Source organism: Hymenobacter wooponensis, assembly GCF_004745865.1.
GTDB lineage: Bacteria > Bacteroidota > Bacteroidia > Cytophagales > Hymenobacteraceae > Hymenobacter > Hymenobacter wooponensis.
The window spans coordinates 277,622-292,774 of the sequence record NZ_SRKZ01000005.1 but is presented as its reverse complement, the minus strand read 5'-3'; the positions used below and the strand labels follow the sequence as shown (position 1 = coordinate 292,774).

11 protein-coding genes are annotated in these 15,153 nt (G+C 55.2%); 6 read left to right on the top strand and 5 right to left on the bottom strand.

Translation table 11 applies throughout. The features are described from left to right. Positions 1-38 precede the first annotated feature (38 nt). Both gcvT and EU557_RS18290 read left to right on the top strand, forming a co-directional pair. Positions 39-1,145: a glycine cleavage system aminomethyltransferase GcvT gene (gene gcvT / locus EU557_RS18295; protein ID WP_135531912.1), complete on the top strand. Its 1,107-nt coding sequence runs from the start codon at positions 39-41 to the stop codon at positions 1,143-1,145. A gap of 99 nt (positions 1,146-1,244) precedes the next feature. Then, entirely contained in the window at positions 1,245-1,958 is a 714-nt protein-coding gene (locus tag EU557_RS18290; RefSeq protein WP_135531911.1) for a 2-phosphosulfolactate phosphatase, read from the top strand. A 91-nt stretch (positions 1,959-2,049) separates the two neighbouring features. On the opposite strand, the gene EU557_RS18285 is transcribed toward EU557_RS18290, so the two are convergent. Both EU557_RS18285 and dtd read right to left on the bottom strand, forming a co-directional pair. After that, positions 2,050-2,376: a nucleotide pyrophosphohydrolase gene (locus EU557_RS18285; RefSeq protein WP_135531910.1), complete on the bottom strand. Its 327-nt coding sequence runs from the start codon at positions 2,374-2,376 to the stop codon at positions 2,050-2,052. Between the two features lie 38 nt (positions 2,377-2,414). Beyond that, positions 2,415-2,861 (bottom strand): D-aminoacyl-tRNA deacylase, encoded by a 447-nt coding sequence (gene dtd, locus EU557_RS18280; protein ID WP_135531909.1) that lies wholly within the window; start codon positions 2,859-2,861, stop codon positions 2,415-2,417. 110 nt (positions 2,862-2,971) lie between these two features. On the opposite strand from dtd, the gene EU557_RS18275 reads away from it, so the two are divergent. Beyond that, positions 2,972-4,462, top strand: a complete 1,491-nt coding sequence (locus tag EU557_RS18275) for a hypothetical protein (RefSeq protein ID WP_135531908.1) — start codon at positions 2,972-2,974, stop codon at positions 4,460-4,462. A 9-nt stretch (positions 4,463-4,471) separates the two neighbouring features. Here the strand turns inward: EU557_RS18275 and mltG are convergent, their stop codons facing one another. Further along, on the bottom strand, positions 4,472-5,521 hold the full coding sequence (gene mltG / locus EU557_RS18270; protein WP_210116081.1) for an endolytic transglycosylase MltG: 1,050 nt from the start codon (positions 5,519-5,521) through the stop codon (positions 4,472-4,474). 34 nt (positions 5,522-5,555) lie between these two features. Further along, positions 5,556-7,040, bottom strand: coding sequence for a helix-turn-helix domain-containing protein (locus EU557_RS18265; RefSeq protein WP_135531906.1), 1,485 nt, complete (start codon positions 7,038-7,040; stop codon positions 5,556-5,558). Positions 7,041-7,368: 328 nt separating this feature from the next. Here EU557_RS18265 and aceB point away from each other — a divergent pair, with 328 nt between their 5' ends. After that, the gene (aceB, locus tag EU557_RS18255) at positions 7,369-9,000 is read left to right on the top strand and encodes a malate synthase A (RefSeq protein WP_135531905.1); all 1,632 of its coding nucleotides are present in this window, start codon (positions 7,369-7,371) and stop codon (positions 8,998-9,000) included. 142 nt (positions 9,001-9,142) lie between these two features. Beyond that, positions 9,143-10,429, top strand: a complete 1,287-nt coding sequence (gene aceA / locus EU557_RS18250; RefSeq protein ID WP_135531904.1) for an isocitrate lyase — start codon at positions 9,143-9,145, stop codon at positions 10,427-10,429. A gap of 71 nt (positions 10,430-10,500) precedes the next feature. On the opposite strand, the gene EU557_RS18245 is transcribed toward aceA, so the two are convergent. Continuing rightward, positions 10,501-11,670 carry a ribonuclease D gene (locus EU557_RS18245; RefSeq protein ID WP_135531903.1) on the bottom strand — a complete coding sequence of 390 codons (1,170 nt, stop codon included), beginning with the start codon at positions 11,668-11,670 and terminating at the stop codon, positions 10,501-10,503. Between the two features lie 452 nt (positions 11,671-12,122). Between EU557_RS18245 and EU557_RS18240 the strand changes: the two genes are divergently transcribed. Continuing rightward, positions 12,123-15,134, top strand: a complete 3,012-nt coding sequence (locus EU557_RS18240) for a SusC/RagA family TonB-linked outer membrane protein (protein ID WP_135531902.1) — start codon at positions 12,123-12,125, stop codon at positions 15,132-15,134. The last annotated feature ends 19 nt before the right edge of the window (positions 15,135-15,153 follow it).

The following is a 15,153-nucleotide window of genomic DNA, read 5'->3' as shown; positions in this document are numbered from 1 at the left end:
TTAGTTTCTTATTCTTTTCTCCCACCACCCATTTTCTGATGGCCGAAGACCTTAAAACCGTTCCGTTGAATGATGTGCACCAGCAGCTAGGTGCTAAAATGGTGCCTTTCGCGGGCTACAACATGCCCGTGCGCTACTCTTCCGACCTGGATGAGCACCACACCGTGCGCCGGGCCGTGGGCATCTTCGACGTATCGCACATGGGCGAGTTCCGGGTGCGCGGCCCCCAGGCCCTCGACCTGATTCAGCGCGTAACCAGCAACGACGCCAGCAAGCTGCAGCCCGGCAAAGCGCAGTACTCATGCCTGCCCAACACCCAAGGTGGCATTGTAGACGACTTGCTGGTGTATAAGCTGGCCGAGGAAGACTATCTGCTGGTGGTAAACGCGTCTAACATCGACAAAGACTGGAACTGGATTCAGCAGCACAACACCCAGGGTGCCGAGATGGAAAACGTGTCGGATACCATTAGCCTGTTTGCGGTGCAGGGGCCCAAAGCCATCCAAGCCCTGCAAAGCCTCACTGATACAGACCTGACCACCATTCCGTACTACTCCTTCGTGCAGGGCACGTTTGCCGGTGCACCCAACGTCATTATTTCGGCCACCGGTTACACCGGCGCGGGTGGGTTTGAGCTCTACGTGCCCAACGAACATGCCAAGCAGGTGTGGGATAAAGTAATGGAAGCCGGCCAGCCATTCGGTCTGAAGCCCATCGGTCTGGGTGCCCGCGACACGCTCCGCCTGGAAATGGGTTACTGCCTCTACGGCAACGACATTACCGACGAAACGTCGCCCCTGGAAGCTGGCCTAGGCTGGATCACGAAGTTCACTAAAGACTTCACCAACGCCGATAGCCTCAAGCAGCAGAAAGAAGCTGGGGTTTCGCGCAAGCTGGTAGGCTTCCTGATGGATGGACCCGGGATTCCGCGCGGCCACTACGAGCTGGTGAATGAGGCCGGTGAGAAGATTGGCGATGTTACTAGTGGCACGCAGTCGCCGAGCCTCAGCAAGGGCATAGGCCTGGGCTACGTGCAAACGGAGCTGAGCACGCCCGGTACCAAGATTTTCGTGCAGGTACGCGGCAAAAACCTGCCTGCTACGGTAGTGAAGCTGCCCTTCGTGCCCGGCACCGAAGAAGCGTAAGCAACTCCCAGTTATTGGTTGCCAGTTACCAGGTTTCGGCTTGGTAGCTGGCAATTTTTCTTTGCTCAGCACGACTGCTAGTCAGTAATGTACCTCAATATGCCTTCCCTCGATATTTGTTTTTCCCCAGAACTGCTGCCCCTGTATGACCTGCAGGGCCGGGTAGCGGTAGTTGTAGATATTTTGCGGGCTACCTCTTCCATCGTCACTGCACTAGCTCAGGGAGTCACGCATTTGGTGCCATTCAGTGAGCTGGAGCCGTGCCGGGAAATGGCGAGCCAAGGCTACCTCACGGCCGCCGAACGTGATGGCCGGCAGGCCGAAAACGTAGACCTAGGAAATTCCCCCTTTGGCTACCTGGATGGCGTAGTGCCCGTGCGGGGCCGCAGCGTGGCAATTACGACCACCAACGGTACCCGGGCCCTCCATTTATCTGCCGCTGCTGAGCATGTGGTGCTGGGCGCCTTCCTGAACCTGGGTGCTGTAGCTGATTTCGTGCGGCAGCAGCAGCAAGATGTGATAGTGGTGTGTGCGGGATGGAAGGGCAAGTTCTGCCTCGAAGACACCCTATTCGGTGGCGCGCTGGCCCAGCGGCTGGCCCAGGAGTTCGACGTAACCAGCTCCGATGCTACACTAGCTGCCTTGGACCTCTGGCAGGCAGCCCAACCCGATGTAGCAGCCTACTTACTAAAATCCTCGCACGTGCGGCGCCTCAATAGTCTGGAGTCGCATAAAGACATGGAGTTTTGCGTACGCCAAGATGCGTATGATCTGGTGCCAGTGTTCCGGGAAGGGCGGATTGTAGTGGCCTAGAACTGTCATTCCGCGAGCAGCGAGGAGGCTGAGACTTGGCCTAGAAGCTAACCCAGATTCCTCGCTGCTCTCGGAATGGCAGTTTAGTGGCCTAAAACAGCTTTTCGTTTTGGCGGTGGCGGTCGGCATCGCGCTTGGTTTTCTTTTCCAGGTTGCGCTGCAGGGCCTCCGTGAGGTTGACGCCGGTTTGGTTAGCCAAGCAAATCACCACGAACAGAACATCGGCCAGCTCATCAGCTAAGACTTTGTCTTTGTCTGATTCTTTAAACGACTGCTCGCCGTACTGACGGGCAATGATGCGGGCCACCTCACCGACCTCCTCGGTGAGCATGGCCATGTTGGTAAGCTCATTGAAGTACCGGACGCCAGTAGTCTGAATCCACTGATCAACGGTTTGTTGGGCTTCTTCGATAGTCATAAGAAGAGAGGAAAAGGAATTGATGACGTGCGGCTCGCTTACTCCGGCGAGTCCAGCACAATGGTAACTGGGCCATCGTTGAGCAGTTCAACTTGCATATCGGCCCCGAACTCACCGGTAGGCACCGACTGGCCTAGCAGCTGCTCGAGCATCCCAACAAACTGCTCGTACAAGGGAATGGCCACGGGGGGAGGGGCCGCTCCAATGTAGCTGGGGCGGTTGCCTTTGCGGGCATCTGCCAGCAGCGTAAACTGGCTTACTACCAGCACTTGTCCGCCCACATCCTGCACTGAGCGATTCATTTTGCCCTCCTCATCAGAGAAAATCCGCAGTTGCACGAGCTTGCGGGCCATCCTGTCGAGGCTGCGGGTATCATCGGTGGGGGCGAAGCCAGCCAGCACTAGCAAGCCCGGACCAATTTGTCCGGTAACGCGGCCTTCCACGGTCACGCTGGCATGTCGGACGCGCTGAATTACAGTACGCATGAAGGAGAGAAGTGTAAGGTGAGATGGCGCATCCTGAGCCAGCAGCTCAGGATAGGTAGAGCCGGGTTCAACAGATATTGCCGTACTTCGCCATACGCTCTACATTGCGCATGGCGGCCACGAAGAACGACATTCCTTACGCGAACCTCAACCTCTGGTGGCTGCTGGCCCTGGTTGCTCTGGCTGCATTGCGCCTGTATGGCCTGCGTGAGGCAGCCCTACCCGATTATGATTCGGTGCGCAACTGGCAGATAGTGCAGGAAGTGGCCTACGGAAATGTGCACCACATTTTTCACCACGGCAGCCCTGGGTTTTACTTGCTATACGCGCCGCTAGCTTGGTTTACCTCCAACTATCAGGTGTTTCAACATGTAAACGCATTGCTGGCAGTAGCAGCTTTGGGCATGCTTATTCGCTTCGTAGGCCACCATTTACAGCTGTCGGGATGGCAACAGGCGCTGCTCACGCTCTTTGCCGGTACGTCGGTACTGCTCACGTTCTCGGGCCGCGATTTTACCATGAGCTCGGGTAGCTTGTTTTGCTTTGCAGGCTTACTGGGGGCTTACTGGGGCCGCCTGCAACAGCCCAGCCGCCAAACCTTGCTTCAGGCAGCCGCGTGGCTGATGCTAGGCCTGTGCATCAACTATAAGTTTATCCTGACGATACCCATTCTGACGGTGCTGGAGCTGTGGCACAACGATGGACTACTCTGGCGGCGAGGCAACCTGATGCGAGTTGCGGCCCTAGTAGCAGCCCCCTACCTGGTGTTTGGGGCCATCGGAGTGGCGGCAGGGCTGCGCTGGTACCTGTGGCCGGCTTTCTACTACAAGGTAGCCTTTCCGGATGCGGCTAACGCGGCCGGCCGGAGCAACACGCTGCGGTTTGATGCCTTGTACTACTTCCGCTACCTCTGGAATTTTGAGTCACCGCTGCTGGGCGTAGGAGTGGGGCTTTTGCTGCTGAAGCTGCGCAAAGAGTGGCCTAGCCGCCGCGGACAGCTTCCTTTCTTGCCGTATCTGCTAGTGTGGGCTGCCTGCCTCCTTGCCGGAATGACCTTGTTGATAAAAGCGCCGCGGGGCCTGCTTTGGGCGTATCCACTGTTCTATGTACTCGCGTATGCGGGGCTGCGCCAATGGTTGTCCGGCGGTGTCTTGGCAGGGCTGATTATAGCCGCCATTGGTTTTAACGGTTACCGCCTGCAGCGCGAAATTTACGCCTATACTCCCACTCGGTACCCACAGGTAGCGACCTGGCTCCAGGCGCACGGAGGAGGAAAAGTAGCCAGCACCGTCAGCCTAGGCCTAGCACCTTTTCAGCCCGATACCGTTTTGTCAGTGAATGATGAGCGGGCGTTGGCGGCTTTGCGGCGGTGGGGCTACCGCTACGTGCTGCTAGACAGTTACTGGCGCGTAACCGGCGTAGCCCGCTTTGATTCACTGCGGCGCCTACAACCCGTAGCGGCCTGGCCGGAGCCCCTGCTAACTTCTCCGCTGCTATTCTTGGAGCACTCTGAGTACACTGGCCTAGGCTATGAGGAAACCTTGGCTCGGCAACGTGTGGCGAAGCAAGATACTCTGCAACTGCGGTTGCTGAAGCTGTAACAACTGGCTCTATCGCAGAATACGCATGCTGTCCAGCATATGCTGGTAGCGGCGGGCGTTCTGCTTATGCTCCGCGAACGTCTCGGCGAAGTCGGAATATCCGCTGTGGTCGGGGCGGGCGCAGAAGAACAGGTACTGGTGGGCGGCCGGCTTTAACACGGCATCCAGGCTTTGCCGGTTGGCGGAGGTGATGGGACCAGGGGGGAGGCCTTTATGCTTGTAGGTGTTGTACGGCGAGTCCACGAGCTTATCCTTGTTCAGCACCCTCTTCACCCCAAAGTTGCCAATGGCCCAAAGCAGGGTAGGGTCGGCCTGGAGGCGCATGCCGCGGCGCAGCCGGTTCAGGTACACGCCCGCAATAACGGGTTTGTCCTCCTTCTTGGCAGTCTCTCGTTGCACAATGCTGGCCAGTACATGCACTTCGGTGGGCGAAAGCCGGAGCGAGTCGGCGCGCTGCCGGCGTTGCACGGTCCAGAACCGCCGGTGGGTGGCCGCCGCCGAATCCAGAAACTGCCGCGCCGAGGTGTTCCAGAACAGGCGGTAAGGCCCCGGCAGAAACAGGGTAAGAATGGTGGTAGTATCTAGCTGGTATTGGCGCTGCAGGAAAGCATTGTCCTGCAGCAAGTGGCGCAGGCTACCAGAGTCCGTTTCCAGTTGGCGGGCTACCTGGCGGGCCAGTTGAGGCTTGTACTTGAACGCATCGAGCACAAAGGCTATGGTGTCCTGCTCGCCCCGCTCCAGCTTATCCAGCAAAGCCGAATTACTCAGGTTAGGCGCCAGCAAATACCGACCGGGGCGCACGTGATTCGGATACTCACGCTTTCGCGCCAGCCACTCAAATGTACCTGGGTCGCGGAGCAACTCATACTTACGCAGTGAGTCCTGCACGGCCGCAAAGCCGCTGCCCGTGCGGATATACAGGTAAGCAGGACCAAACGCCGACGGTTTCACATTGGGCTTCCAGAGCACATACCAGGTACCTGCCAGCCCCGCTAGGCCTAGTAGCACAAGCAGCGTGAGCATAGGCCACCCCCAACGCGCAAAAAACGACTTCTTCAAATCTGGCAACTACTAATTCTCTAATGTGAGAAGATTACCCTCCGTTGACCAGGGCGGCAACCGACTCTTCTAATTCCCGCTGCCGCTGCCGGCGCTCTACTTCTACCGGAGCCGCGGCCCGTACCTCGCAGTCGAAGAACGTGCACCGCTCGCAGGTCTCATTCACGTCCTTCTGCACAATAGCTGGGTCGTCGAGGAAGCGGAGCTTCTGGCGTAGGGTATCATCGCAGAGCAGGCCTACGGTAACACTCACGGCGGGCTCGGTAGCGGCACCCGAGCGGGCCAGCGACAAGCACAGGTATTCGTCGCCGTTGGGGTAGCGGGAGCGTTGGGCACCCAGCGTGAAGTTGGGTGTGCCCGTCATAGGCTGCTGGCGCAGATCGGCAATGAGGCGCAGGGAAACCCAGCGGCGGCAATAGTGCTCATGCAGCTCGTTTCCGTGGGGATTATGGAGGCGTGAAAGGTGCAGTTCCTTGGTCAGCTTGAAGGCTGCCGAGGAGTTGGCCTGGTCGAAGCGCAGGAAAAACAGGCTCTGCAACCCGAAGTGGCGCGGGAGCAGGTTGGTAATCCGCTGCATGAACATCTCCGGCGAAACATCATACTTCGTCAGTAGCTCCAGCAGCAGCGTGGGCTCCCATTTCTTATGAGCGAATAAACGCTGTAAGTCTCGCACCAATGACTCTTCCTCCATCAGCAGCGCCCCCGCGAAGTACGACGCTTTGAAGTTGTTGAGTACTTCCTCGAAGGAACGCACCGGGAAGGTGGCATTCACATAGGGCCGCTCGCGCAAATTGAGGTAATTAAAGGCCACTTCGCGGCCTAGCACAAAGCCTTCCTGAGCCCCCGTAAGGCCTGGGCGTAGCAATAAGCGCCGGCTTTTGTGCTGGAAAACCGAGCGTAATCGCCCTAAGTTGCTGTATTCCTGAAGCGTAGTGCGGTCGAGGGTATAGCCATAGTTTTCCTCCAGAACCCGCATGAGCTGGGAGCGGTCAAAGGGGGCAGAGTGTTGAATCTTGTGCTCTACAACAAAGGTGCGCACGTCCTGCTCCAACTCCTCGAAGTAGTTGTCGTGCATCTCCTGAAAGGAGCGGAGCGCTGCCAGAAAGAAGTGCTCCTGTCGCATTTCGTAGTTGCGCGCAATCTCAAACAAGGTGCTGATGAAGGCATTCATTTTCGCCGGTGCATCAGCAATCAGCTCCACAATTCGCAGCGGGTCCAGCCCGAACATATCTAGTGGGAACTCCTTCAGCAGGTTTGATTGCAACAGCTCCGAAATAGGCTCCAAGCGGCGGCTCAAGGTCAGGGAAGTGAGCTGATCGTAGCTGACTCCCAAGACCTTGCTTAAGCTCAGAATCTTATCAGCCTTGGGATACTTCTTGCCCTTCTCAATCTCATTCAGATACGAGACGGAAACATCACAGGCGCGGGCCAGCTCGGCGGGAGTGTAGCCGCGCTCTTGGCGCAGCTCGCGAAGCTTCAGTCCGAAAATTAGTCGGACAACTTGACCGTGACTCAGCATAAAAGGAGAGAGTGAATAGCAGTTAAGGGGAAGCAGCCAGCGGACTTTGGGTGGAAGCCTATGCCATGCTGCTTGGGTGGGAGTAGCTCTAAACGCAATTGGGGCAGATTTATGACGCTTAGCGCTATAGCTAGAGTCCAGTTAATGCCCCGATTAAGCCAAACTAGCTGGCAAGCAAGTACTAAATTTAAATACCTGCAAATGCAGACGCTATCAGCGTATATTTTACATTTAGCGAATATTCGCTTGTTTAATATAATTCGCTTTGCTATGTTTGGTTTAGATAGCTCGCCGGGCTACTGATCCAGCCACCTTAAACTTCCTACCTATGTCACTATTTACTGAGCCCCATGCGGTAGCAACGGCACCGAAGTATCGTACGCCGGAGCGCGTAAAGATTACCGGTACCTACAGCCCTGAGTTTGCTGAAATCCTGACTCCTTCTGCGCTGGCCTTCGTAGCGGAGCTGCACCGCCGGTTTGACCAGACCCGCCGTCAACTGCTGGCCCGGCGCGAGGAACGTCAGCAGGAACTGGAGGCGGGCGTGCTGCCTGATTTCCTGATGGGGACCCGCCTGATTCGGGAGAAGCCCTGGACGGTGGCGCCCCTGCCGGAAGACCTGTTGGATCGGCGGGTGGAGATTACGGGCCCAGTAGAGCGTAAAATGATTATCAACGCCATGAACTCCGGGGCCAAAGTGTTCATGGCTGATCTGGAGGATTCTAATTCTCCCACTTGGAGCAACGTGGTAGAAGGCCAGCGTAACCTGCGCGATGCCGTGCGCCGAACTATTTCCCTGGCTACCCCGCAGAAAGAGTACAAGCTGAATGAGAAAACAGCCGTGCTCATGGTGCGCCCGCGGGGCTGGCATCTGCTGGAAAAGCACATGCTGGTAGATGGAGAGCCGGTAAGTGGGTCCTTATTCGACTTCGGGCTATACTTCTTTCATAATGCTCACGAGTTGTGCTCCCGCGGAACGGCACCCTATTTCTATCTTCCCAAGATTGAAAGCTACCTCGAAGCCCGGCTCTGGAATGATGTATTTGGCTTTGCGCAGTGGTCGTTGAAAATGCCTAAGTGCACGATCAAAGCAACGGTGCTTATCGAAACGCTACCGGCGGCATTCGAGCTGAACGAGATTCTGTGGGAGCTGCGGGAGCATTCTGCTGGCCTGAACTGTGGCCGCTGGGACTATATTTTCAGCTACATCAAGCGCCTGGGCCTCAAGCCTGATTTTCGCTTGCCCAACCGTGCCGAGGTGACTATGTCGGTGCCCTTTATGGCGGCGTATTCGCAACTGGTTATTCAAACGTGCCACCGGCGCGGGGTGCATGCTATGGGTGGCATGGCCGCGCAAATTCCCATCAAGAACGACCTCGAGGCTAATGAGGCTGCTCTGGAGAAAGTGCGCCTCGACAAAGTGCGCGAGGCCCGCAACGGGCATGATGGCACCTGGGTAGCCCACCCTGGCCTAGTACCCGTAGCGCTGGCGGTGTTTGATGAGTTGATGCCTCAGCCCAACCAGATTGAGAATAAGCGCGACGACCTGCATGTCTCGGCCGCAGATTTGGTTAAAGCGCCCGAAGGTTCCATTTCGGAAGAAGGCTTAAAATTGAACATCGATGTAGCCGTGCAGTACATCGAATCGTGGCTGCGTGGCAATGGATGTGTACCCATTTACAACCTGATGGAAGACGCTGCCACCGCCGAAATTAGTCGGGCCCAGGTGTGGCAGTGGCTGAATACGCCAGGCACCACCCTGCAGGATGGTCGCCCTGTCACGGTAGAGCTGTACCGCTCTTTAGTACCAGGCCAGCTTGAGAAAATTAAGGCGCTGGTAGGAGAGGAGGCTTTTGAGCAAGGCCGCTACAAAGAAGCCGCCCGGCTATTTGACCATCTCGTGACCAGTAAGAAGTTTATCGAGTTCCTGACGGTACCCGCATACGACCAACTGACCTAGCGTCTGGCACGAAGCCGGCGAAAGTAGTCGTCAGCTTACCTCGTCCACATCATCTTCTGGCTGCTTTTCTAGGCCACTCTTTTGAGTGGCAGGGCCGCGCATTGTCTTCGCAAACCACCTTCCATCTTCCACTTCCATTCCCATGAACAAGCAAGAGCGTATTGCCGCATTAGAACAGGATTGGTCAACTAACCCACGCTGGGAAGGCATCGAGCGGCCCTACTCGGCCGAAGATGTGCTAAAGCTGCGCGGCTCCGTGCAGATAGAATATTCACTGGCCCGGCAAGGAGCGGAGCGGTTGTGGAAGCTGCTACACACCGAAAGTTACGTGGCTGGTCTAGGAGCCCTGACCGGAAATCAGGCCATTCAGGAAGTGCAAGCGGGTTTGCAAGCCATTTACCTTAGCGGCTGGCAGGTAGCCGCCGATGCCAACCTGGCCGGCCACATGTACCCCGACCAAAGCCTCTACCCATCCGACAGCGTGCCCGCCGTAGTAAAGCGCATCAACAACGCCCTGCTCCGGGCCGATCAAATTCAGAGCGTAACCGGCGAGGGCAACGTGCATTGGATGGCCCCCATCGTGGCTGATGCAGAGGCTGGCTTTGGCGGCAACCTGAATGCGTTTGAGCTGATGAAGATGATGATTGAAGCGGGCGCCGCTGGCGTGCACTTCGAGGATCAGCTATCATCTGCTAAAAAGTGCGGCCACCTGGGCGGCAAGGTGCTGGTACCCACTCAGGAGGCCATCAATAAGCTGGTAGCCGCGCGGCTAGCCGCCGATGTACTGGGCGTACCTACCCTGATTGTAGCCCGCACCGATGCCGACGCCGCTGACCTGCTGACCGCCGATGTGGATGAGCGAGACCGGCCCTTCATTATGCAGGAGGCGGAGCGTACTTCAGAAGGATTTTATCGGGTGCGCTGTGGGGTAGAAGCCGGTATTGCCCGCGGACTGGCCTACGCGCCCTACGCCGACCTGATCTGGATGGAAACCTCGACCCCAGATCTGGCGCAGGCCCGGCAGTTTGCGGAAGGCATCCACGCCAAATACCCCGGCAAGCTCCTGGCCTATAATTGCTCTCCTTCCTTTAACTGGGCTAGCAAGCTGAGCAAGGAGCAGATGGAAACGTTCCGGGAAGAACTGGCCGCCATGGGCTACCGCTTCCAGTTCATTACGCTGGCAGGGTTTCATGCCCTCAACACTAGCATGTTTGAGTTGGCAGTGGCCTACCGAGATCGGGGCATGGCAGGCTACTCAGAGCTGCAGGAGCGGGAGTTTGCCCTGCAGAAGCAAGGCTTTAAAGCTGTTAAGCACCAAGCCTTCGTGGGCACCGGCTACTTCGATGCAGTGCAAAATGTAGTGTCAGCGGGTAAAGCCAGCACCAGCGCCCTAATCGGCAGTACCGAAGAAGCCCAGTTTCAACACTAACGGCCTTCATCAAAACAGCAACAGCCCCGACTTTCATCGGGGCTGTTGCTGTATCTGACGCTTTGAGTGGCCTAGAAAGGCTTGGCAATCTGGTTAAAGTCGAGGCCATGACGCTCAGCCGTTTCGCGCAGAATCGTTTTCTGCCAGGGCCGCAGCGACTGTTCAGCCCCTTGCTCCACTATGTCAGCTATAAGGCGGTTCGAAAGCACGAGGTTAGCTACGAACCCATTCACATCGGTAGTAATGTGGGTTTTGAGCTGAGCAAGCAGCTGCTCACGAGCATCAGCCTGCGCCGCTTTCTCGCCAGTAAGGCGGCGGCGGAACGGAAAGCGTCGCTGCTCACCCGACTGTGGCGGCTCAGGACGAGATACAAAGTTGTCGGGCGACAGCGCTACAAGCTGGTCCAGATATGGAGTGCGCTTGAGCTCGGGGTGTAGGCCACGTGCCGACTTCCAATCGTTGAGGTTGCGGGGTGTATCTCGCACCAGCTCCGCCAGGCGGTCGTTGGCGAAGATCATGTACGGCGGACGGTCCAGGTCGCGGGCAATCTGGTCACGCAGCATATACAGGTCACGGAACAGGGGCAGCTCATTGGGCATAATCCGGTACTTGCCGGCATTGCGCATGTAGGGCCGCTCGTCGCGTACGTAGCGAACTTCTTCCAAGGCCGCATTCTCCTGCTCCGCCCACTCCGTCCGGCCCAAGGCTGCCAGCTTAGCGCTAAGACGGTCTGCCAGCTCAAAGAGATAAATTACATCATTAGCAGCATACTCTTTCTGAGCATCCGTGAGCGGGCGCTTCAGCCAATTCGACTTCTGCTCTCCCTTGTCTACCTCAATTCCTAGTTCAGCCTGAATAAGACGGCCTAGGGAAATGTTATTGTCTGCTTCTCCTAATAGTGTATATTGTACACTAGTGTCGGTGATGTGACGAACATGTACGCTGTACAGTTCATCGAGTAGGAGAATGTCAGACTTGCAGCTGTGGAAGATCTTTTCCACTGCGGGGTCACGCAGAATAGCCCACAGGGGCTCTAGCTCGTGAGCAGGGTTAGTGAGGGGGAGCGGGTCAATCAAATAAGCTTCTTGGCCATCGAAGAGCTGAATAAGCGCCAAGTTGCGCCCGTAGCGGTGGCGCATATCGTCAAATTCCAGGTCAATGGCAATGCGAGGTGCCGTCTGCAACGCCTCGGCGAGTTGTTGCACTTGGGCGGCAGTAGTCAGGTACTGAAGATTAGGCATTCACAAATGAAATAGGCGAACATTATCCAGCAAGGCCCACACTGTATTTAGGAAGGACAGGCTGGTAAAGGTAGGGAGCCTGCAGAGGCAAAACCAATTAGCTGTTCATATCAACAACTACCTGCCATAAGTAGTGCTGCTGATAGGAGTGCAGTAAAGCCGACATATTAGCTAAAAGCTGGAGAGACGAAAAGTAAGCACCTATCAGCTAAATAGAAATAGTAGGCATGCAGAATGACCTAACAAACTGTTAAACTGAATAATAGTAATGTGTATATGTAATGAATGTCATTAAAATTTAAGGGTATTATTGAAATAATTACGTCTTTAATCGCTTAACTCTTTAATTTGCGAATCGGTATCGGCTGAATTTTAGCCGTTTCGAGCTAAAAGCACCGGAGATTTTGAAGCCGGTGAATTTTCACTCTAATCGACCGTAAGGTCTAGATTATATGAAACAAAATTTCCTCATTCCTCTTGCTTGCGGATTAGCACTAGCTTCCACTGCAACGGCGCAAACGCGCGCTGTTAGTGGCCGCGTAACAGATGCTGGTGGCACGGGGCTACCTGGAGTAACTGTACTGGAGCGCGGTACTACTAATGGTACGAGCACTGACGCTAATGGCGGATTCTCATTGTCGGTACAGCCCGGCGCTACCTTGGTAATTAGCTCTATCGGATTTGAAACCCAAAACGTAGCAGTTGGCGACCGTACTTCAGTACCAGTAACGCTGAAAAGCAGCGCTACGGAACTGGGTGAAGCGGTAGTAGTTGGCTACGGTACCCAAACCAAGGCTGATGTAACCGGTTCGGTTACTCAACTCAGCAGTAAAGACGTTCAGAACGTACCCACTGTAAGCTTCGAGCAAGCTATCCAGGGACGCACTCCAGGTGTGCAAATCAATCAGACATCGGGTAAACTAGGGGCTGGCGTACAAATCCGGGTGCGTGGTTCATCTTCCGTGACGGCTTCCAACCAGCCGCTGTACGTAATTGATGGTATTCCCGTAACGTCACAGGATGTAGGATCTGACACGGAGCCTCTGAACCCGCTGGCCGACCTCAACCCCAACGACATTGAGTCGATTACCATTCTAAAAGATGCTGCTTCTTCGGCTATTTACGGCTCGCGTGCATCTAACGGCGTTATCCTAGTAACTACCAAGCAGGGCCGCCAGGGGCAGACTAAGGTAAATCTGGGTTACTATGTAGGTACCAGCGAAACCACTCGTCGTCGGAAATTCTTGAATGCCGCTGAATACCGTCAGCTGTTCGATGCGGCTATTCTAAATAGCGCTTCTCGCACGGGAGGCTATATCAACCGGAACTATGGCCCCACGCCTGATCTGGAAGAAGTATACGCCAGCGAAGGGGGCTTGGACTACAACTCTCCCTACGACGAAACTTGGGGTAACGCCCCTTTCCGTCGTGGTAAAGTGTCGCAATACGATGTGAACGTGAGCGGCGGTGATGCCAAAACTCGTTTTTATCTAAGCACTACTTACAACGACCAGACCGGTATAATTATCGGCAACCGATACCGTCGGGGAAGCGCGCGGATTAATCTGGATCACTCTATATCAGACAAACTGCGAGTAGGATTCAACTTGTCGCTAACGCGCTCTGTGAACGACCGGACGCCGAACGATAATGCCTTCTCTAACCCTGTTCAGCTGAATGCGCTGCCACCGTTGCAGCCTAAGATTGACCCGGCTACGGGTCAGCTAAACCCGAACACGCTGTACTATAACAATCTGCTGGATCTGGATAAAGGATCTAACCGCGCTGGTACGTATCGTTCGTTCAGCAATGTGAACTTAACTTACAAGCCTCTCAAGGATCTGACGTTGCGCACTGAGGCTGGTGCCGACTTTTTGAACCTGAACGAGGATCTTTACCGGGCTGCCGGTACCCAGGATGGTGGTAACACTGGGTATGGGTACAGTAACCAGGTGCAGGTAATCAACTACACAACCAACAACACGGCTACGTACCTCAAAACGATTGGCGAAGATCATAGCATCGAGGCCCTGGCAGGTTTCTCCTTCCAGCGTTCAGATGCTCAGGAAACTTCGGCTGAAGGTCGGGGCTTCCCGAACCCAGAGTTTACCAAGGTAGCTAGTGCTGCTATCAAAACAGCCGGCTCTAGCTCCTCGCGTGATGGCTTCTCCTTTATTTCTTACTTCGGCCGTATTAATTACGCTTTCCAAGGTAAGTACTTAGTATCGGGTAGTGTTCGTCGGGATGGTTCCTCGCGTTTCGGATCAAACAACCGCTACGGTACTTTCGGGGCGGGCTCAATCGGCTGGCTTATTTCGGAAGAAGGCTTCCTGAAGGACAACGCGATTGTTAACCTGCTGAAGGTGCGGGCTAGCTATGGTCTTACGGGTAACGCTGAGATTGGCAACTTTGCTTCACGTTACCTGTATGGGGCACTGCCCTACGCTGACCAGGCAGGCATTTCGCCCAGCGCGGTTGTAGGCAACCCAAACCTGAGCTGGGAAAACACAGCCCAAACTGACATTGGCTTGGAGTTTGGCTTCCTAGATAACCGCATCTCAGGTGAGGTTGACGTGTACGAGAAGAAGACCACTGACTTGCTGCTGAGTCGGCCACTTCCCTATAACAACGGTTACACCAGTGTAACTGAAAACGTAGGTTCGTTGCGTAACCGTGGTCTGGAAATTTCTCTCAACACGCGCAACCTCGATGGCGCTTTCAAGTGGAGCACCAACTTTAACGTTTCTTTCAACCGAAACAAGGTTACTTCTCTAGCCGCTCCTATCCAGAGCCAGTACCTGGGCAGCGTGCGTGAGGGTGAACCAATTGGCGTATTTTATGGTCGTGAGTATGCCGGTGTAAATCCAGAGAATGGCGATGCGCTCTATTACACTGCTGAAGGCACCACTACCAATAACTCAGCCTTAGCTGTACTGAAGAAAGTCGGTAACCCCAACCCTAAGTACACAGGTGGTATCACGAATAACCTTTCCTACAAAGGAATTGATTTAAGCGTGCTAGGCCAGTTCGTTTATGGAAATGATATCTACAATGCTGCTGGGGTTTATCAGTCTGTTAACGGAGATTATTTCGATAACCAGAGCGTTGATCAGCTGAAGTACTGGACGCCAGACAACCGGAATACCAACGTTCCTCAGCCTCGCTTCGGTGACGCTAATGGTACAGTGCAGTCGTCGCGGTGGGTAACAGGCGGTTCTTTCTTCCGGGTGAAGAATGTAACGCTAGGTTATAACCTGCCCCAGTCTTTGGTAAAGAAGGGTAGCATGGCTTCGGTACGCGTGTATGTATCGGCGCAGAACCTGTTCACAATTACGAATTACGATGGATATGACCCTGAGGTAAACACTGCCGCATTTGGCGCTGCTAACTACCTCATCGGGCACGACTTCTACACGCCACCTCTGGCTAAGACCTTCCTGGCCGGTATCAACGTGGGTTTCTAACGCTCTGACTTTACTTTCT

What these genes read in the sequence shown, in the direction of transcription:
- EU557_RS18285 (WP_135531910.1), bottom strand. Translation starts at nt 2,376, where the DNA reads ATGACTATCGAAGAAGCCCAACAAACCGTTGATCAGTGGATTCAGACT.
- EU557_RS18290 (WP_135531911.1), top strand. Translation starts at nt 1,245, where the DNA reads ATGCCTTCCCTCGATATTTGTTTTTCCCCAGAACTGCTGCCCCTGTAT.
- aceB (WP_135531905.1), top strand. Translation starts at nt 7,369, where the DNA reads ATGTCACTATTTACTGAGCCCCATGCGGTAGCAACGGCACCGAAGTAT.
- aceA (WP_135531904.1), top strand. Translation starts at nt 9,143, where the DNA reads ATGAACAAGCAAGAGCGTATTGCCGCATTAGAACAGGATTGGTCAACT.
- EU557_RS18240 (WP_135531902.1), top strand. Translation starts at nt 12,123, where the DNA reads ATGAAACAAAATTTCCTCATTCCTCTTGCTTGCGGATTAGCACTAGCT.
- EU557_RS18265 (WP_135531906.1), bottom strand. Translation starts at nt 7,040, where the DNA reads ATGCTGAGTCACGGTCAAGTTGTCCGACTAATTTTCGGACTGAAGCTT.
- EU557_RS18275 (WP_135531908.1), top strand. Translation starts at nt 2,972, where the DNA reads ATGGCGGCCACGAAGAACGACATTCCTTACGCGAACCTCAACCTCTGG.
- EU557_RS18245 (WP_135531903.1), bottom strand. Translation starts at nt 11,670, where the DNA reads ATGCCTAATCTTCAGTACCTGACTACTGCCGCCCAAGTGCAACAACTC.
- dtd (WP_135531909.1), bottom strand. Translation starts at nt 2,861, where the DNA reads ATGCGTACTGTAATTCAGCGCGTCCGACATGCCAGCGTGACCGTGGAA.
- gcvT (WP_135531912.1), top strand. Translation starts at nt 39, where the DNA reads ATGGCCGAAGACCTTAAAACCGTTCCGTTGAATGATGTGCACCAGCAG.